Raw genomic sequence first — 19,867 nt, 5'->3', positions numbered from 1 at the left:
TACAAAACTCAATTTCACTCTACAATCGTAGCGTAATATTAGCACTTTTTACACAATAGTTTTCCACAACTGTTAATAATGTGGAAAAAACAGCGTTTGTTGAAAATTATTTTTTACCCAAGTAGCTTTCGTCATCAATTTCATTACCATCTTTAATGATATCTTTAAACCACTTAAAAAATCCTTTTTCTTTATATCCTTTTTCCGTGATATCTTTAACCGACAGCTGAACACCTTGCTTTTCATTTAGTTCCGCTTGTTCTTCTTCCGCTTGGATACCCTTAATCAGTAGCCCGATACCGGTTGCATAGAGTGGGCTTTTCAGCTCGTCGTAAATATTTTTGGGCAGCACTTCGTTTTTGGCAAGATGCTCATTCGGAAATCCCACCCGGCAATCGATACCGGTGATGTATTCAACCAACTGAACGAGGTGTTTCAATTGGGCTCCACCTCCGGTAATCACGATTCCTCCGATAAGCTTGTTTTCGTATCCCGAAGATTTGATTTCGTAATAAACGTGTTCGATAATTTCTTCCATCCGCGCCTGGATTATGTAGGCAAGATTTTTTACAGAAATTTCCTTCGGTTCACGTCCGCGGAGCCCCGGCACGCAAATCACTTCGTTTTCTTTATTTTCATCTGCCAGCGCCGAACCAAATCGGATTTTCAGTAACTCAGCCTGGTTACGGAGTACGGCACATCCTTGTTTGATGTCCTCGGTTACGATATTTCCCCCCAAGGGAATTACCGCCGTGTGGCGGATGATGCCTTCGTGGAAAATAGCCACATCGGTCGTCCCGCCACCTATATCTACCAACACGACCCCCGCATCTTTGTCTGCTTCATCCAAAACCGCTTCGGAGGATGCCAGCGGTTCGAGAATAAGATCCTGCACTTCCAACGATGCATTGTCAATGCATTTCTTGATGTTCTTAATGGCGCTCACATGCCCGGAGATAATGTGGAAGTTAGCCTCCATCCGTCGACCAGCCATGCCAATGGGATCTTTGATTCCCGGTTCGTTATCAATGGTGAATTCCTGCGGAAGCACATGGATAATTTCCTCCCCGGGGGGCAACACCAGTTTATACATATCTTCAATCAATCGTTCAATATCCCATCGGCTGATTTCGTTGTCGTCTTTCCGTGTCAGAATGCCCCGGTGCTGGATACTTTTAATATGTTGTCCGGCGATACCGACGTTGACAACCTTGATGTCGACGTTGGATTGCCCACCAGCTTCCTCCACCGCTTGCGCAATGCTGTTTACAGTTTTTTGAATATTGGCCACTACGCCTCGACTTACCCCCGATGATTCGGCCTTACCCACGCCAAGAATTTCAATCTTTTTTGCCCCGCTGCGCCGGCCTACCGTGACGCATATCTTCGTGGTACCAATATCAAGTCCCACAACGATTGGCGAGTCTCTTTCGGTTTTCATTTTGGTCTTCATAACGCTATTGTGTATTGTTGCTCCTATTTTGTTGTATTGAATCCTGAATGATGAAATCTCCGGGTTTAAATTTCTCGCTTCGTTCGCAAACGATCTGCCCGGCGAATTTTAGATTAACTGATTTATATGCTCCAATGCCCGTTTTAGGCACAATCTTGGTATAAAACATTTTCAACTTTTCGAACTTACGGTTCAGTGAGTCCGCATTGCCCAATATAATCTGTTGATTACCTACCCGTGGCACCAGTTCAATATCCTGCTCTTTGTTTACATATAGTTGAACGACCTGGCTATTCCAAACACTGTCGTCACTGATAAATTGAGCCGTCTTGAATATATCTTTCACCAGCTGACTCTCGATGCTGTCGAGACTGCCATTATAGGGTTCATTGATGTGTCCGTTTACAACCGGCACATGCGGCACATATTTGAGTGATACAGGCATTTTATGCCCCTGCATATCGATGTAAAAGTCCACTCCTTTTTCGTTGATGACACGCACCACCGCTTCCCGCTGCTTAACACGCACGGTTAACAGCCCGTCCATATCAATGGTGACAATGGCCGAAAAAACAAACGGAATCTGTCGTAAATCGGACTCCATCTCATGAATGGGGATCGATTCCAACGTACGTCCTTCCAGTTGGCCGTACTTTTCGACCAAGAGGGATGTAATGTCTTTTTGCTCGATAAATGACTCATTGCCTAATACGATAACTCGCACGCCAGCGCAGCCTTGTTCACTGCTTTTCGTGCCGATAAAGCTCATTAGCAATACCGATGCCGCCAGTACCAGTAATCCAATCACGGCATACAGCAGATTGCGCCAATTGAAACGATATGACAGTTGTCTAAACATCTTCCAAAATCACTTTCAAAGGTTCCACCAATAAGTCTATATCACCTGCCCCAACCGTCACCAGCAGTTCGGGCCTGTGTTGGCGCACATATTCCTTTACCTGATCGGGTGTAGCGATATGCTTATCCGCCACGTTGATCCTTTCAAGCAACATTTTTGAATCCACACCTTTAATTGGCAATTCCCTTGCTGGGTAAATATTCATCAGTAACAGGGTATCCACGTTGGCGAGCACTTCTGCAAATCCGTCAACAAAGTCGCGGGTGCGGCTGTATAAATGAGGTTGAAAAACGACTGTCAGTTTTCTCTTCGGATAAAGCTGTCTTACCGCCGACAGAAATGCCCTCAGTTCTTCCGGATGATGGGCATAATCGTCAATATAGATCGCCCTGTCGGTCTTCACAATGTATTCGAAACGACGCTTTACCCCGGAAAATGACGATAGCGCCTTAACAATTTTTGCCTCGGGAATTTTCAATTGCTGTGCGACTGCGATGGCAGCAACCGCGTTCTCAACATTGTGTTTTCCCGGCACTCCTAAATGTACATCTGTTAGCTTCCCGCCCTGCCAAACATAGTCAAAAAAGAACTCGCCGTTTTTTATATGTATCCGATCGGCATAGACATCGGCCGGGATACCCGCAGCATACCGTATGTTGCCGTTAAACGGCAATCCTTCCTTTACAACACTCGTTCCGTCTGTATGCAACTGATTCAGAAATAAAGCAAAAGATTCATGCAGCTGACTTTTATCTCCGTAGATATCCAGGTGATCGGCATCTGCGGAAGTTACCACAGCAATATCCGGATATAACGTGAGGAAGGATCGATCGTACTCATCGGCTTCCACAACCACCACCTCGCTATTAGAAAAAAGCACATTGCTGGCGTAATTGGTGCTAATGCCTCCCAAGAAAGCTGAACAACCGTAACCGCTGTCTGTCAAGATGTGTGCTACAAGCGTAGAAGTGGTCGTTTTTCCGTGTGTTCCAGCTACGGCAATGGTAAACCGATTTTGGCTAATTAGTCCAAGCACTTGGGAACGCTTAAATAAGGTATGTCCCAATTGTTGAAATTGATCGAGAATATGCAATTCCGCTGGAACTGCGGGTGTATAAATGATCAACGTATGTTCGTCGGCAATCTGGAAGGAATCATCCACCGATGTAAAATCGTCGGTATATGTAACGGAAATCCCTTCGGAAACCAACTGTTTCGTCAACGCCGTTTCCGTTTTGTCGTATCCTCCCACCAAACAGCCGAGGTGACGAAAATACCTCGCCAGCGCGCTCATGCCAATACCGCCGATCCCGATAAGGTAAACCTGTCTGATGTTATCAATGTTCATTCGCCTTCAGCTGTCTTATTTAAAATGTCACTTACTTTCTGCCAATTTCAACACTTCCCGTGCAATCACTTCATCTGCGTCCAAAATCGCCAATTGTTTACTATTTGTTGCTAACGTTTCACATAAACTGCGGTTAGTCAACAGATCCAATGCTGTATCGACTAATTTCTGCGGAGCTTCGGCATCGCTCACCATCAATGCCGCATTTTTATTCACCAATGCCAGCGCATTTTTTGTCTGATGATCTTCTGCTACATTCGGCGAGGGTACTAAAATGACCGGCTTGCCCACGACGCAGAGTTCTGCAATGGTACCAGCTCCCGCCCGTGCTATGACAATATCCGCAGCAGCATACGCAAGGTCCATCCGATGTAGAAAAGCCGTCAGCTTCACATAATCGGCATGTTTTCCCGCTACCGCGCGACTAAGTCCTTCGTAATAATATTCGCCGCATTGCCAAACCAATTGTACGTCCGCATCAATCAGCTTATCCAAGCCAGCACGCATGCACTCATTCAAGGTACGCGCTCCCAAACTTCCGCCAGTCAGCAGAATAGTTTTCCGATGTGGAGAAAGGCTCAATAACTCAGTGGCTTCAAACCGTTTGTTGCGAATGGTTACCGACTCCCGTCTGATCGGATTTCCTGTAAAGAGGATCTTCTCTTTGGGAAAAAACCGCTCCATGCCTTCAAAAGCAACACATATTTTATCAACTTTCTTTCCCAAGCGTTTATTGGTAATACCCGCGTAAGAATTTTGCTCTTGAATCAAGCAAGGGACTCCCATCTGTGAAGCAGTATGAAGCAATGGCCCCGATGCGTAACCTCCTACTCCGACGGCGACATCTGGCTTGAAATCACGGACAATCTGCCTGGCCCTGCTGATGCTCTTATATAGTTTAAACGGCAGGGTAACATTTTTCCAGAGTGACTTTCTATCGATACCCTGAATATCCAATCCTACGATTTCATATCCAGCGGCGGGCACCTTATCCATTTCCATTCGTCCATTAGCCCCTACAAAAAGTAATTGGGTATCGGGCGCCAACCGTTTCAACGCATTAGCAATTGCTATCGCGGGAAAGATGTGTCCCCCGGTACCTCCTCCGCTGATGATGATCCGCTTTGCCATGGTCCTTACCTGATTCAATGATTCTCCTTGTTATTATCCCATTGCGGGAATTTCACCGATTACAACTTTCTTGGCCCGGCTTTCCACTGCTTTCTCCTTCATTTCGTCGATGTTGCGACTCACGCTTAAGATGATTCCGAAAGCCAGACTGGTAAATAATATCGAGGTTCCGCCCATACTCACGAAGGGCAGCGGTATTCCGGTAACTGGGCCGAGTCCCACGGCCACCGCCATGTTTCCAAATGCCTGCAGCGTAAGACTGAAGCCCAGTCCTGCAGCTAGCAATGCCCCAAAGGCCTTGGGGCTAAGGGTCACAATGCGGATGCATCTGAACATAAGTGCCACATATAAACATACCAATACGAAACCACCAACCGCTCCATATTCTTCAATGACAATGGCAAAGATAAAGTCCGAATATGGATGAGGCAGAACATTCCGCTGCGTACTGTTTCCCGGGCCTTTACCGAACAATCCGCCGGTAGCAATCGCTATTTTTGCGTGATCAGCCTGATAAGACTTGTCATCGTCAGCAGTTTCACCGTTGATGTAAGTTTGCACGCGAGACATATACGTCTGCCTTCTCGGTCCCAATGAAACCACCAAAACCAGCAGCACAAACACACCCAAGCAAACGTAAGCGATCTGCTTGATACTGATGCGTCCGATAATTAACAACAACACGCTGACACCAAATAGCATAAGCGCCGTTGATAAGTTTGCGGGTGCAATTAATGCAAAAATTAGACATACCGACCCCATGATCGGCAAAAACGCTTTTTTTACGTCTTTGATATTCTCCTGTTTGCGTGTCAGCGTCCGTGCCAGAAACGTAATCAATGCCAGTTTGGCTAAGTCAGATGTCTGAAAAGTTTGGTTGATAACCGGGATTGTCACCCAACGATTTGCATCGTTGATGGTCTCGCCGAAAATCAACGTATATAACAGCAATGGAATGGTAATGGCCATCAGGATCTTGGAGATACCTGCGTACCAGCGATAATCCAGCAAATGCGAAAAATACATCAGTGCAAAACCACCGAATATGAGCAACGTGTGCTTTATAAGGTATACCTCCGTGCCTTTCCCTTCTTTATAGGCCAAGGTTCCGACGGAGCTATATACCGCTAATAGTGACCAAACAGATAAAATAATGATGATGATCCACAACCAGCGGTCTCCTTTTAGTTTCGAAAATGCCTTTTCCATAGTTTTTGTTTGTTATCAGCTTTCAGCAATTAGCTTTCGGCTATCAGCTTTCAACGGTCGGCTATTAGCTACCTATAAGTTCATTACGGCTTCTTTGAATTGCTCGCCTCGGTCTTCGAAATTCTTAAACCAATCGAAGCTTGCACAGGCTGGCGATAACAACACTGTATCGCCTTTTTGAGCGAGATGAGAAGCGATCTCGACAGCATCTCGCATGCTTGAGCTATTTACAATGATCTTCGTATCTTCTTCCAATGCGTCATAGATCCGTGAATTGTCTTTCCCAATGCAGACGATTGCCCGTACCTTGGTGCGTATCAGGTCACGGAGCATCTCGTAATCGTTACCTTTATCCACGCCGCCCATGATCAATACGATCTGCGGAGCAAGGCTTTCCAGTGCATACCATACGGCATTTACGTTGGTTGCCTTGGAGTCATTAATATAGTTGACACCGGCAATGCATGCAACGAATTCAAGGCGATGGGGAATGTTTTTAAAAGATCCCATGCTTTCCTTCATAGTCGCATTACGGAGTTCCTGCGCTTTGGCTACCAATCCGGAAGCCATGTTGTTGTACACATTGTGTTTGCCTTGAAGCGAAAGTTCGTTGATGTCCATTGTAAATGTATCTTGATTTGGTATATTAATCTCTATTTCATTATCGGTATTCAGGTATGCTCCCCATTCAAGCCGTTGAACGATACTGAATGGCAATGTCCTGGCCGTCGGCTGGTGTTTTTCCAAGCCTTTTAGCGTCATCGGGTCGTCTGCGCAGTAGACAAACAGGTCTTCCGGCTGTTGATTCCGAATGATGCGGAATTTGGAGTCGATATAGTTTTCCAATTTATGGTCGTACCGGTCCAGGTGATCCGGTGTAATATTCAGCAACACAGCCACGTTAGCACGGAAGTGTTCCATGTCGTCCAACATAAAACTACTCAACTCCAATACGTAATAATCGTACTGTTCACGGGCCACCTGCAGGGCGAAACTACGTCCGATATTTCCGGCCAGGCCAACATTAAGGCCACCGCGGCTCAGTATATGCCAGGTGAGCATCGTCGTGGTTGACTTTCCATTGGAGCCCGTGATGCAAATCAGCTTGGCATGGGTATATTGGGCGGCAAATTCGATTTCGGCGATAACCGGGATGTTGGCAGCTCTTAGCCGTTGCACAAGGGGTACGGTTTGCGGTATTCCCGGACTTTTCACCACGAGATCGGACTCCATGATTTCGGATTCGCTATGAGCACCTTCCTCATAACGGATACCCGCTTTCTGCAATTCAGTTTTGTAGTGCTCAGCGATCTTTCCACTGTCGGATACCCACACGTCAAACCCTATCTTTCGGGCGAGTATGGCCGTACCCACACCGCTTTCGCCGCCACCCAACACGGCTAGCTTGCCCTGCTGCGGATAGTGATATGTAGGTATTGCTGCCACTGTTATCTTACTTTTAACGTTACGATAGTAAGTATTGCCAAAATCACTCCCAATATCCAGAATCGCGTAACGATTTTAGCTTCGTGGTATCCCTTTTTCTGGTAATGATGGTGGAGAGGAGCCATGCGGAAAACCCGCCTTCCTTCGCCGTATTTCCGCTTGGTGTACTTGAAATAGGATACCTGCATAATCACGGATAAATTTTCAATAAGAAACACACCGCATAAGATCGGTATGAGCAATTCCTTGCGTATCAGGACGGCGAACGCCGCTATAATGCCACCGATAGCAAGACTTCCCGTATCGCCCATAAATACCTGTGCCGGATACGAATTGTACCACAGAAATCCGGTACAGGCCCCCACAAATGCTCCAGCAAAAATCACCAGCTCTCCTGAATTTGGAATATACATGATATTGAGGTAATCCGAGAAAATTACGTTGCCCGAAACATAGGCTAAAATCGCGAGTGTCCCGCCGATGGTAGCCGAGGTACCTGTTGCCAATCCGTCGATGCCGTCAGTGATATTTGCCCCGTTGGATACCGCTGTTACGATGACGACGACAACCAACAAAAAAACCACAAATGTAAGAGCGGAATTGTTGAGACCAAATGCGCTCAATACCTTCGCATAGTCAAATTCGTTATTTTTATAAAAAGGAATATTCGTCTTCGTTGACTTCACATCCTTCGTATAGTATTTCACGCCGGTACCCTCCCGTACATGCGCCTCAACCGGACTCCCAGGCACGGGGTTCGGTACCGTTTCACGAACTACTACCTCGGGGTGGAAATACATTGTACAGGCTATTATGATCCCTAACCCCACCTGACCGACGATTTTAAAACGACCGGCCAACCCTTCTTTATTTTTACGAAACACTTTAATATAATCATCCAGAAAACCGATGGCACCCATCCAGACCGTGGTAATCAGCATCAGGATAACGTAAATATTCTCCAATTTAGCAAAGAGTAAGGTAGGGATCATAATCCCGGCGATGATAATCAAGCCACCCATCGTTGGGGTGCCTTGCTTTTTCTTCTCCCCTTCGAGTCCTAAATCACGGATGGTTTCCCCCACCTGTTTAGCCCGCAAGATACGGATCAAGCGGCTGCCGTATCCGGTGGTGATAATCAACGACACAATAACTGCCACAGCCGTACGGAACGAAATGTATTGAAACAAGCCCGACCCGGGAATGTGTACGTATTGTTCGATCCAAGTGAATAAATAATAGAGCATATGGACGTTATTGTTCGTTAAATGCGTTAATTAAAATCTGCTTATCGTCAAAATCGAAACGCTCGCTATTGATTTCCTGGTATTTTTCATGGCCTTTCCCGGCTACCAGGATGATGTCTCCCGGTTGTGCCAAGTGACAGGCAGCCCGTATGGCTTCCCGCCTATCGGCAATGGAAAACACCTTACGCTTGCCGTCTTCAGGAATTCCGGCTTCCATATCGTGAATGATCTGCATCGGATCTTCCGTACGCGGATTGTCTGACGTAATGATCACTTTATCACTATTGTTGACGGCAACAGCCGCCATTTGAGGCCGCTTCGTTTTATCTCTGTCGCCGCCACATCCAAGTACCGTAATGACGTGTTCGTTTTTCTGCCGAAGGTTATTGATGGTTTCCAACACATTCCGCACCGCATCCGGTGTATGTGCATAATCCACTACACCGATTACCCCCTTAGGCGAGACGATCGTATCAAAACGGCCTTCGGCACCGGTGATATTACTCAATGCGGTAAGTACTTTCACGGTTTCCTGTTCCAGTAGGATTGCCGCACCGTATACCGCCAGGATGTTGTAGGCATTGAAGCCCCCTACCAATTTTACCCAGACCTCCTGACCATCAAGATAGAGCATCATTCCATCGAAATGGCTTTCGATCACCTTTGCCTTGAAATCGGCCATACTTTTGATGCCATACGTTTTTTTATGCGCAAATGTATTTTGAAGCATGACCATTCCATTTTTATCGTCGGCATTGGAAAGTGCAAACGCAAATCGGTCAAGTCCATCAAAAAAGGTCTTTTTAGCCTTGATATACTGGTCAAAGGTTTTATGAAAATCCAAATGATCGTGTGTAATATTGGAAAAAATTCCTCCGGCAAAATTAAGACCTGCAATGCGTTGCTGCACAATGGCATGTGAACTTACTTCCATAAAGCAGTAATCGCAGCCAGCTTCTACCATCTCCTGAAGGAGCGCATTGAGTGCGATGGGATCGGGTGTTGTGTGTGTCGCTTCAACCATGCGATCGCCCACTTGATTATGAACGGTGGACAACAACCCTGCTTCGTAACCTAGTTTTCTAAAGAGCTTGTACAACAACGTCGCGATCGTGGTCTTCCCATTCGTACCTGTAACCCCAACGAGCCGCAGTTGTTTGGACGGATTTTCGTAATAATTGGAGGCTGATACCCCCAACGCAAATGCCGTATCGTCTACCTGTATATAGGTAACATCGTCACGCGTTATTTCAGGCAACTGTTCACAAAGTATGACGGATGCACCTGCCTCAATAGCGTGGTCGATATATTCATGTCCATCGGTCTGGGTACCCACTACCGCCACAAACAAGCTATCTCGCCTGACCTTGCGTGAATCGAAGCAAAGGCTGCCCACTACTACGTTCAGATTTCCGATCACCTGTCGCACCGGAATGCCGTGGAGTATGTCTTTCAATGCCTTCATTGCAATTCAATCGATATCGGAGTACCTATTTTAATCTTTTGTCCGGCAGCCAATGATTGTACGACCACCTTTCCCTTACCTTTTACTTGCGTGCGGCACCCTGAGTTTTCGAGCGCATACAATGCGTCAATCAATCCCATACCTTTTACGTCCGGCACGATTCCCTCCCTGATTTCGCCGTCCGAAAACGCGATGCCCTTAACCGTGTCTATCGATTGCATAGGTTCGGCGGAAGCGTAGGTAGTTTTGATACCCAGCGCATCGAACACCCGTAAGGTTGCCGTTTTTGACCCTTTCAGTGAAGAAGGGAGTTCGGTATTTCCGACAAACCGCATCTTATCGAAATCAATCTGCAGATTTAGGTCATTGGCATAAACCATGTCTGCCAATTCCCTAAACACGGGCCCGGCTACGGAAGCACCGTAGTAGCCATTACGTGGGTTGCGAACGACTACGATGATCGAATATTTCGGATTGTCTGCGGGAAAATATCCCGCAAACGACGATTGGTATTTCCGGTTGGCATATCCGGCGGCACCATCGGCCATCTGTGCGGTACCGGTTTTTCCAGCTGTTGAAAAGAGGGGATTAAGCAACCGCTTACCCGTCCCTTCTATCATCACGCCTTCTAGCATGGCACGCAATTTACCGATCGTACTCGGGGAGGCTATCTGTTCGTCGATCACACGAGGCTCGAAGCGCTCAATGGTATTACCCAGATGCCGGATTTCCTTCACGAACAGCGGGGCGACCATTTTCCCATTATTAGCTACCGCATTATACAACGTAAGCGTTTGCAAGGGGGTCAGTTTCAATTCATACCCGTATGCCATCTGGGGAAGAGAAAGTCCACTCCAGCTTTTGCTTTCCGGTGTTTTGATTAAGGGATTACCTTCACCGGGAATCTGAAGGCCAAGCGGTTCATTGAGGTGCAACGCATGCAGGTGCTTGGTAAATGCTGCCGGACTATCCCTATAATAGGTATTGATAATTTTGGTGATAGCCACGTTCGACGACACTTCGAATGCTTTTTTTACGGTCACTGTTCCATAAGCGTGCGTATCCCTGATGGTGTGCCGGTGCACCTGATACGTGCCATTTCCTGTTTCGATGATGGTATTTGTATCAATTTTCCCATCTTCCAATGCAACCAAGTAAGACGCGAGTTTAAAAGTCGAGCCCGGTTCAGCGCTCTGTGCGATGGCATAATTGAATTTTTCGCGGTATTTCCCGTCTGTATCCTTAGTAAAATTGGCAATGGCCCGTATTTCGCCCGTTTCTACTTCCATTAAAACCACACAGCCATTATCGGCGTCGCTCGCAATTAATTGCTTTTCCAATGCGCGCTGAGCCATATCCTGCATATTGACGTCTATTGTCGAAATGATATCCGAACCATCGACTGGTGCCACCTCGATTTCACGGTTTACAGGCATCCATACACCACCGGCTATGCGTTGTACCAAGCGCTTACCGCTCTGTCCGTCGATATATTCGCCATATGCACCTTCCAGCCCCACGTGTACGTCTTCGGCCGGAATCTTATAGCCAATGGTTCGCGCCGCTAAATTGGTAAAAGGCAAAATCCGCTTGTTCTTGCGTTCAGCGATCAATCCACCTTTATATTTTCCCAAGTTGAAGATGGGAAACTCCCTGATTTGTTTCAATTCCTGATGACCAACGTCACGTTTTACCAAATAATACCTGTTCCTTTTCTTGCGTGCCTCTTTCAGTAGCCGGGAATATTGGGCCGAAGATTTGTCGTTGAAAAACGAAGATAATTTGGCTGCCAAAGAGTCTACCTTTGAATAAAACACATCGTTATCTTCAATACCTGGAGCCAACAAATCCATCCGGAGATCATATTCCGGCACGGATGTCGCCAACAGGCTGCCGTCGTTTGAAAAAATATTCCCGCGTACTGCTTCGACATCTACATAGCGGGTAGACATGCTATCGGCTTTTGCCCGCCATGTTTCTCCTTCTACATATTGCAAATGGAAAAGTTTGACTAGCACGGCTACCGCAAACAATACAATCAGTCCGAAGGACAGATACACTCTTAGTAATATGTCGGTTCTGATATTCATGTCTGTGTAATTTAATCCGTCCGCTATTTTTTTGGTTTGACGATCCTTAATTTTTTGGGCGGCTCAGTCCGTTCTTTTAATCCCAAACTATCCACCCGCTTTGCAATTTCGGTCTGGGTAGTCAACTTCATAAAATCTGCCGACAGTGATTTGTAGTCCCAGTTCATCTCTTTTACCTCTCTCCCTAACTGATCTATCTCCCGCACCGTCCGCTCGGCATAATGCCTGTTTGCAATATAAATGATGGCTAGCAATCCGATAAAAGCAATAAACGGAATATACCCTACAAATGCGGCAGACGAAAACCAATCGGATGCAAACAGCGTTTGAAAAAACGTACGCGTGGCATCAGCTTTTTCTTCTACAGTTTCCTGCAGTTCGACCTGTTGTTCTTCACTTAATGGCTGTTGTTTATATACGTTCCTTGCCATATTTTCACTATATCTTTTCCGCTACACGGAGTTTAGCACTACGTGCCCGGCTGTTAAGAACTACCTCTTCTTCATTGGCCACTATTGCTTTGCGGGTAACCAACTTCAAGGGCTTGATTTCATGCCCAAAAAAATCCTTTTCCACTTCTCCCCTAAATTTACCTTTGGACATAAAATTTTTCACCAATCGGTCTTCCAACGAGTGGTAAGACATCACCACCAGTCTCCCTCCCGGGTTAAGCACGGAGACACTCTGCTGAAGAAATTCCTGCAACGCTTCCAATTCACCGTTCACTTCAATGCGTAACGCCTGAAATAGCTGTGCGTAATATTTATGCTCTTTACCACGTGGCGTTACTTTTTTTACCAACTCTTTTAATGTCTCTACGGTATGAATCGGCCGATTGGCGCGCGCGGCTACGAGGGTTTTCGCTAAAGTACGCGCATTATGCAGCTCACCATACATTCCAAAGATGCGATGAAGATCTGCCTCGGAATACGTATTCAGCACATATTTCGCATCAAATTCACCTGCTTGATCCATACGCATATCCAACACTGCTTCGAAACGGGTTGAAAACCCACGCGCGGCACTATCGAATTGATGAGAGGACACCCCCAGATCAGCTAGTATGCCATCGACTTCTCTGACGCCATGAAGCCGCAAATTGCTTTTCAAAAACTTGAAATTTTGGTGAATAAGCACGAATCGCTCATCATCCATCGCGTTTCGCAACGCATCGGGGTCCTGATCAAATGCATATAATTTCCCCTTCGGCCCTAATCGCTTTAACAGTTCTCTTGAATGCCCTCCGCCCCCAAATGTTACGTCGACATATACACCTTCTGACTTTATCGCCAGCGCATCCATGCATTCGCTGAGCATTACAGGTACATGATAGGTGCTATTCATCTTCGCCGGTATCTAAATTTCCTCCGCCCATCACTTCTTCCGCGAGTGCGGCGAAGTCGTCATCTTCATCGTTTTCCCACAACTTATTGTATGCATCCTTCGACCAAACCTCAATCTTATTGAACTGACAGGAAAGCACAATTTCCGCTTCAATCCCTGCATATTCTAGTAGGGATTTAGGCAGCAGCACGCGGCCAGCTGAATCCAACGTCAATTCTGTGGCCCCTCGGGTAAAATCGCGTATGAATTTCCGATTTCTCGCCACATACTGATTCAATTTTGCCAACTTAGCCGTAATCTTATCCCACTCGCCTCTTGGATAAATAACCAAATGCGTCTCAAAACCACGATTAATAACAAGCCCAGACTGCTCTACTTCAGGCATTTGCCTTTTAAGCGCAGCTGGCAACACCATCCTTCCTTTGGTGTCTAACTTGCAATCAAATTCGCCAATGAGGTGCCCCATATGTCCACTTTACCCAATAAATATGATGTAAAAGTAGGAATTTACTCCACTTCCTCCCACTTTTCCCCACAAAAAAGTTTTCCACATATAAGTCGCGTACATATTCAGCTAAATCGGGTGCTTTGATATTTGTAGTGAAATCGCTACAAAACCAAAAATAGCAAGGTATTTTATCAGGTTTGCCTCTGTTTTATAGGCATCTTTGTCGGTATAACACCTATAAGACTACTATGCACTTAGTCACTGTTGTCAGCACATTATTACTAATCATTCCTCCATTTTTGTCTTGTGATAAGCGCACAGAGTTGTATCCCCGGCAATGCGATTGCGACATCGAAGCCTTGCATGTATCCAGACCAACTTTAGTAACCTATCAGGTATTCGCATATGACGACGCAAGAGTATCTTCGATTACTTACCAAACCGGCAAAGGGATGGTTACGGTTGAGCCGGATTCATTTCCCTTTGCAGCAAGTGTCCAATTAGATAAGGGAGATCGTGTCGTATTGACCGCCATAGGCAACCCTCAGCGAGGAAGTATTGTTTTGGGATATGAAATACAGGAGGAAGACGTACCGACACCTCGTAGTAGCAGCACCTCGAGGGTATGGGTATTAAAAGACGGCGCCTGTCAATAACCAGCCACAAACCACCTTATCAACTAACTGATAAATAGATAATTATAATAATGTAGACAAAATCCTACAACAAAATAAGCGAAGTCTATCTACTTTAGTCTGCGATCAAAGATTAGATACAGAATTTTAACAAAACAAGTCATTATATAACCTTTATCGATCACATGAGACGAAAAAAGATACTTATCGTAGAGGACCAGCTCATCATCACGATGGATTTGGAATATATGCTTGAAGAATTGGGATACGACGTATGTGGGATTTCTACGACCTATGAAGACGCAGTATCCATTATCAAGAGTAATCAGCCAGATTTACTATTAATTGACATCATTCTTTCCGGGGAAAAGACGGGAATTGATCTAGCGCATGAGATCAACCGGAGTTACCGTATTCCCTTTATTTTCCTTACGTCGCATGCCGACCGCAGCACCATTGAAGCCGCAAAATCGACCAAGCCAGCCGGATACATCGTCAAGCCGTTCAACCGGAATGATGTATATGCGTCTATCGAAATTGCGTTCAATCACATTGAAACAACAGAAGATGACCAAAACATCTTTCTCCCTAACGGGAAACACAAGACAAAAATCCCGGTAGATGAAATGATTTATGCCCACGCCGAAGGAAACTACACTACTTTTATCACGACCAGTAAAAAAATAGTGCTCCGCAAATGCCTGAAGGAAGTTTCCGAGACCATCTTAACCAACAAAAAATTTATCCGGATACATAAATCCTATCTGATCAATAAAGATGCGATCCGGGCGCGCAGTGCATCCAACATTTTGCTGAACAACGGTGAAAATGTACCGTTAGGTCGCGCATATGCCGGATGCTTGTGCTGATGGTATTGTGGTTGTTCCAAAAAAACCGCTATTTTTGCCGTTTAATCTAACGGAAAAAATGCATAGAACACATACGTGCGGTGAACTGACCCTTACAGATTTGGGCAAGACGGTAGTTTTGAGTGGATGGGTCCAAAAGTCTCGAGATCTTGGTGGAATGACCTTTATTGACGTACGAGACCGGTACGGGATCACTCAGCTGGTGTTTGACGCAGCCGACGACGATGCGTTGCGGAGCAAAGCGCGGGAACTGGGTAGGGAATATGTCATTAAAGTCACAGGGCAGGTTATTGAGCGGGAAAGTAAAAACCCCAAATTGGCGACCGGTGATATCGAGCTGAAGGTTTCATCACTTGAAATACTTAATCCGGCAAAACTACCGCCTTTTACGATCGAAGATGACACCGACGGTGGTGACGATTTGCGAATGAAATACCGCTATCTGGACCTGCGGCGCAGTCCGGTACGCAACAATTTGATTTTGCGGCATAAACTTGCCCAGGAAACGCGCAAGTACCTTGATGGGCAAGATTTCCTGGAAGTGGAAACCCCGGTACTGATCAAATCTACACCGGAAGGGGCTCGTGATTTTGTTGTACCAAGTCGCATGAATCCCGGTGAGTTCTATGCGCTTCCGCAATCGCCGCAGACATTCAAGCAACTGCTGATGGTGTCGGGTTTTGACCGTTACTTCCAAATCGTGAAGTGTTTCCGCGACGAGGACTTACGTGCGGACAGACAGCCCGAATTCACGCAGATAGACTGCGAAATGGCCTTTGTAGAACAAGAAGATATTCTGCGAGTCTTTGAAGGCCTTATCAAGCACCTGTTCAAAGCGGTGAAGGGTATTGACCTCGGAGATATCCCGCGCATGCCTTATGAAGAGGCAATGCGTCTGTATGGCTCGGATAAACCTGACCTCCGCTTTGGTATGCCTTTCGTCGAACTGAACGACACCCTTAAAGGAGTGGGATTCCCTGTATTTGATCAAGCAGAGCTTGTCGTAGGTATCAAAGCCGAAGGATGTGCAACCTATACCCGCAAACAATTGGATGCCCTGACAGATTTTGTAAAACGGCCCCAAATCGGTGCGAGTGGACTGGTATACCTCCGCTACAATGAAGATGGCACATTGAAGTCGTCGGTCGACAAATTTTATACGCCCCTGCAACTTGAACAGTGGGCTGCGGCTTTTGATGCCAAGCCGGGTGATTTACTGCTGGTGATGGCAGGACAAACCGATAAAGTGAGAAAACAATTAGGTGAACTCCGCCTTGAAATGGGATCACAACTCGGATTACGGAACAAAGGCAGGTATACTCCCCTGTGGGTGGTCGACTTCCCGCTGTTGGAATGGGACGAAGAGAGCGGCCGTTACCACGCCATGCACCACCCTTTCACCTCTCCCAAGCCTGAAGACATCTCGTTGCTGGATAGCCAACCGGGCAACGTGCGTGCCAATGCTTACGATCTAGTTATCAATGGCACGGAAGTAGGCGGTGGCTCGATCCGTATACACGATAGTCAGTTACAATCACTTATGTTCAAGCATCTTGGATTCAGCGCCGAAGAAGCACAGAAGCAATTCGGCTTTCTTTTGGATGCGTTTACCTATGGAGCACCTCCTCATGGAGGCATCGCCTTTGGTTTTGATCGGCTGGCAGCCATATTTGCCGAGTTGGACAGCATCCGGGATGTGATTGCCTTTCCCAAAAACAATTCGGGAAGGGACGTTATGATTGACTCACCTTCGGTCATCTCCGATGAGCAGTTGACGGAATTGGCCATTACCACGAAGCGCCCATGACAACACTTTTGATTTTCATACGTTATTTAGTGTAGAAATACGCTGCATATGCCGTCTGCACAAGAAACCACTTTTCTGAAAGACAGTGCCGCCAAGGCATTTGAGCCGCGCCATCGGCAGATCATCAATTACAATATTGACAAATACGATACCGCGGTCCAAATTGGGCTCACCCATTTTCACCACATTGAAAATTCCAAACGTAAAGCACACATCATTAAATGGCGAATGATGGAAAACCTGGATAAGCTTTTGCCCGAGTTTGAATCGAATTTCATCCAAAAAGGCGGGAAGGTTATCTGGGCAAACGATGCAGATGAAGCACGGGAAGAAATCTGGAAAATCATGCAGCGCGCCGGTGCAAAGACCGTCGTGAAATCAAAATCAATGACCACGGAGGAAATCGGACTGAATGATTTCCTTGAAAAAAAGGGGGTGAACACGCTTGAGACAGATTTGGGTGAATACATCGTACAACTACTTGGTCAAAAACCTTATCACATTGTTACCCCTGCCATGCATCTCAGTTTGCAGGACATTGCCGCGCTCTTCCATGAGCGCTTCGGCACACCGCTTGATGCAAGTGCACAGGAACTCACACTCAAAGCACGCGAATTGCTCCGTGAACCCTATACATCGGCAGATGTAGGCATTACAGGAGGTAATTTTCTCATTGCGGATACCGGCAGTATTGCCATAACGGAGAATGAGGGAAACGCACGGCTTACCACTACGTTCCCTAAGATACATATCGCCATCGTAGGTATTGAGAAAATTATTCCTTCTTTAGGGGACCTTGATTTGTTTTGGCCCTTGCTGTCCAGCCATGGAACTGGACAGCGTCTTACGGTATACAATAGTATTATCGGTGGACCTAGGCAAGAGGGGGAAACGGATGGACCGGAAGAGATGTATGTCGTATTACTAGACAACGGGCGTACAACCCTGCTGGCGCAAAAAGAACAACGCCAGGGATTGTATTGCATCCGTTGCGGTGCCTGTTTAAATGGTTGCCCCATTTACAAAAATGTAGGCGGTCATACCTATAACACCACGTACAGCGGACCAATCGGATCCCTCATTACCCCCCACCTGCGGGGTATGGAAGAATTTAAACACCTTAGCTATGCCTCCAGTTTATGCGGCAAATGCTCTGAAGTGTGTCCGGTCAAAATAGATATCCATCAGATGTTGCTGCTTAACCGGCGGGATGCCGTCAACAACGGCATTGTTGCCAAAACCGAAAAGTTGGCGTGGAAGGGCTTTACATTCGCTATCACCAAACGCGGGATCATCGATCTTTTCAGCGGAAAAGTCAAAAACTTCCTACTTCGCCGGTTTTTCAAAAAGGCCTGGGGTAAGCATCGGGATTTACCTCGGCTCGCTGAAAAGTCGTTCAGCCAACAATGGAAAGACCGTCCCAAATAACCTATTCCAGCTCCGCAGACTTTGCCCAGATATTGATATCGCCTTCCTTGGCATACGTGTCTATTTCGGCTAATTCAGCAGCGGAAAAATCAAGATTTTTCAATGCGCCAACACAATCTGTTACTTGTTCCGGCCTGCTGGCTCCGATAAGCGCAGAAGTCACACGCCCTTTCCTCAATACCCAGGCGATGGCCATCTGCGCGAGTGTCTGTCCACGCCGTTGTGCAATTGCGTTGAGTTCCCCAACATTCCTGAGGTTTTGCTCACTCAGAAAATCATTATGAAAAAAATGCTTGATATTTTTCGCCCGACTATCAGCGGGCACCCCATTTAGGTATTTATTGGTTAGTAAACCCTGCGCCAGTGGAGAGAAAACAATCGATCCAACTCCCAATTCATCCAGCGTATCCAGCAATCCATCTGTTTCCACCCAACGATTGAGCAGTGAATAACTGGGTTGGTGAATAAGGCAGGGTGTACCTAAGTCTTTCAAGATCGCTACCGCCTCCCGCGTACGTTTCGAATTATACGAGGAAATACCGACATACAACGCTTTACCCGATCGGACAATATGATCCAACGCTGCCATCGTTTCTTCGAGCGGTGTTTCCGGATCAAACCGATGTGAATAGAAAATATCCACATAATCTATCCCTAACCTTTTCAAACTTTGATCACAGCTCGCTATTACGTATTTCCGGCTACCCCACTCGCCATAGGGCCCCGGCCACATGTCATATCCTGCTTTCGATGAGATAACCAGCTGATCCCTATAGCCGGCAAAGTCTTCTTTCAGAATCCGACCAAACGCTTGTTCGGCACTACCTGGAGGAGGACCGTAGTTGTTTGCCAAGTCGAAGTGCGTGATACCCAGATCGAAAGCCTGCCTGCATATGGCTTGTTTCGTTTGATGCGGAACATTATCTCCAAAATTATTCCACAAACCGAGGGAAATTGCGGGGAGCTTTAGTCCGCTTCTGCCGCATCGGTTAAATATCATGTTTTCGTAACGATCGGAATTGGGTGTCCAGTTCATTTGTTTTATTTTTAGTTATCAGCTGCGGGCTTTCAGCATTCTGTTATTTTTC

Annotated in this window: 17 protein-coding genes; 4 read left to right on the top strand and 13 right to left on the bottom strand. The window is 46.4% G+C overall.

The window, feature by feature from the left end; all coding sequences use genetic code 11:
* Positions 1–106: 106 nt before the first annotated feature.
* The 12 genes from ftsA to mraZ form a co-directional block, all read right to left on the bottom strand.
* Positions 107–1,453, bottom strand: a complete 1,347-nt coding sequence (ftsA, locus tag BMZ56_RS19120; RefSeq protein ID WP_090629454.1) for a cell division protein FtsA — start codon at positions 1,451–1,453, stop codon at positions 107–109.
* Positions 1,454–1,457: 4 nt separating this feature from the next.
* Complete coding sequence (locus BMZ56_RS19115) at positions 1,458–2,312, bottom strand: cell division protein FtsQ/DivIB (protein ID WP_177195216.1); 855 nt, start codon at positions 2,310–2,312, stop codon at positions 1,458–1,460.
* A complete protein-coding gene (gene murC / locus BMZ56_RS19110) occupies positions 2,305–3,660 on the bottom strand; it encodes a UDP-N-acetylmuramate--L-alanine ligase (RefSeq protein WP_090629452.1) in 1,356 nt (451 codons plus the stop codon). The genes BMZ56_RS19115 and murC overlap by 8 nt, the downstream gene beginning before the upstream one ends.
* Positions 3,661–3,687: 27 nt before the next feature.
* Complete coding sequence (gene murG / locus BMZ56_RS19105) at positions 3,688–4,791, bottom strand: undecaprenyldiphospho-muramoylpentapeptide beta-N-acetylglucosaminyltransferase (protein WP_090629449.1); 1,104 nt, start codon at positions 4,789–4,791, stop codon at positions 3,688–3,690.
* 33 nt (positions 4,792–4,824) lie between these two features.
* Entirely contained in the window at positions 4,825–6,000 is a 1,176-nt protein-coding gene (locus BMZ56_RS19100) for an FtsW/RodA/SpoVE family cell cycle protein (RefSeq protein ID WP_090629446.1), read from the bottom strand.
* A gap of 72 nt (positions 6,001–6,072) precedes the next feature.
* Positions 6,073–7,446 (bottom strand): UDP-N-acetylmuramoyl-L-alanine--D-glutamate ligase, encoded by a 1,374-nt coding sequence (murD, locus tag BMZ56_RS19095; RefSeq protein ID WP_090629444.1) that lies wholly within the window; start codon positions 7,444–7,446, stop codon positions 6,073–6,075.
* 2 nt (positions 7,447–7,448) lie between these two features.
* Entirely contained in the window at positions 7,449–8,693 is a 1,245-nt protein-coding gene (gene mraY, locus BMZ56_RS19090; protein WP_090629441.1) for a phospho-N-acetylmuramoyl-pentapeptide-transferase, read from the bottom strand.
* Between the two features lie 7 nt (positions 8,694–8,700).
* Positions 8,701–10,158 carry a UDP-N-acetylmuramoyl-L-alanyl-D-glutamate--2,6-diaminopimelate ligase gene (locus BMZ56_RS19085; RefSeq protein ID WP_090629439.1) on the bottom strand — a complete coding sequence of 486 codons (1,458 nt, stop codon included), beginning with the start codon at positions 10,156–10,158 and terminating at the stop codon, positions 8,701–8,703.
* The gene (locus BMZ56_RS19080; RefSeq protein ID WP_090629436.1) at positions 10,155–12,248 is read right to left on the bottom strand and encodes a PASTA domain-containing penicillin-binding protein; all 2,094 of its coding nucleotides are present in this window, start codon (positions 12,246–12,248) and stop codon (positions 10,155–10,157) included. The genes BMZ56_RS19085 and BMZ56_RS19080 overlap by 4 nt, the downstream gene beginning before the upstream one ends.
* Positions 12,249–12,271: 23 nt before the next feature.
* Positions 12,272–12,679, bottom strand: coding sequence for an FtsL-like putative cell division protein (locus BMZ56_RS19075; RefSeq protein WP_090629433.1), 408 nt, complete (start codon positions 12,677–12,679; stop codon positions 12,272–12,274).
* A gap of 7 nt (positions 12,680–12,686) precedes the next feature.
* The gene (gene rsmH, locus BMZ56_RS19070; RefSeq protein WP_090629431.1) at positions 12,687–13,592 is read right to left on the bottom strand and encodes a 16S rRNA (cytosine(1402)-N(4))-methyltransferase RsmH; all 906 of its coding nucleotides are present in this window, start codon (positions 13,590–13,592) and stop codon (positions 12,687–12,689) included.
* Positions 13,585–14,058 carry a division/cell wall cluster transcriptional repressor MraZ gene (gene mraZ / locus BMZ56_RS19065; protein WP_090629428.1) on the bottom strand — a complete coding sequence of 158 codons (474 nt, stop codon included), beginning with the start codon at positions 14,056–14,058 and terminating at the stop codon, positions 13,585–13,587. The genes rsmH and mraZ overlap by 8 nt, the downstream gene beginning before the upstream one ends.
* Before the next feature lie 230 nt (positions 14,059–14,288).
* On the opposite strand from mraZ, the gene BMZ56_RS19060 reads away from it, so the two are divergent.
* From BMZ56_RS19060 to BMZ56_RS19045, 4 genes are all read left to right on the top strand, one after another.
* The gene (locus BMZ56_RS19060) at positions 14,289–14,696 is read left to right on the top strand and encodes a hypothetical protein (RefSeq protein ID WP_143072973.1); all 408 of its coding nucleotides are present in this window, start codon (positions 14,289–14,291) and stop codon (positions 14,694–14,696) included.
* Between the two features lie 164 nt (positions 14,697–14,860).
* The gene (locus tag BMZ56_RS19055) at positions 14,861–15,544 is read left to right on the top strand and encodes a response regulator (RefSeq protein WP_090629423.1); all 684 of its coding nucleotides are present in this window, start codon (positions 14,861–14,863) and stop codon (positions 15,542–15,544) included.
* 58 nt (positions 15,545–15,602) lie between these two features.
* Positions 15,603–17,351 carry an aspartate--tRNA ligase gene (gene aspS, locus BMZ56_RS19050; RefSeq protein ID WP_090629920.1) on the top strand — a complete coding sequence of 583 codons (1,749 nt, stop codon included), beginning with the start codon at positions 15,603–15,605 and terminating at the stop codon, positions 17,349–17,351.
* A 48-nt stretch (positions 17,352–17,399) separates the two neighbouring features.
* Complete coding sequence (locus BMZ56_RS19045) at positions 17,400–18,779, top strand: LutB/LldF family L-lactate oxidation iron-sulfur protein (protein ID WP_090629421.1); 1,380 nt, start codon at positions 17,400–17,402, stop codon at positions 18,777–18,779.
* Position 18,780: 1 nt separating this feature from the next.
* Here BMZ56_RS19045 and mgrA read toward each other — a convergent pair whose 3' ends face one another.
* Positions 18,781–19,815, bottom strand: a complete 1,035-nt coding sequence (gene mgrA, locus BMZ56_RS19040; protein ID WP_090629417.1) for an L-glyceraldehyde 3-phosphate reductase — start codon at positions 19,813–19,815, stop codon at positions 18,781–18,783.
* Between the last annotated feature and the right edge of the window lie 52 nt (positions 19,816–19,867).

The organism is Parapedobacter indicus (assembly GCF_900113765.1).
In the GTDB taxonomy this organism is placed as follows: Bacteria; Bacteroidota; Bacteroidia; order Sphingobacteriales; family Sphingobacteriaceae; genus Parapedobacter; species Parapedobacter indicus.
This window is presented reverse-complemented; position numbering and strand designations above follow the sequence as displayed.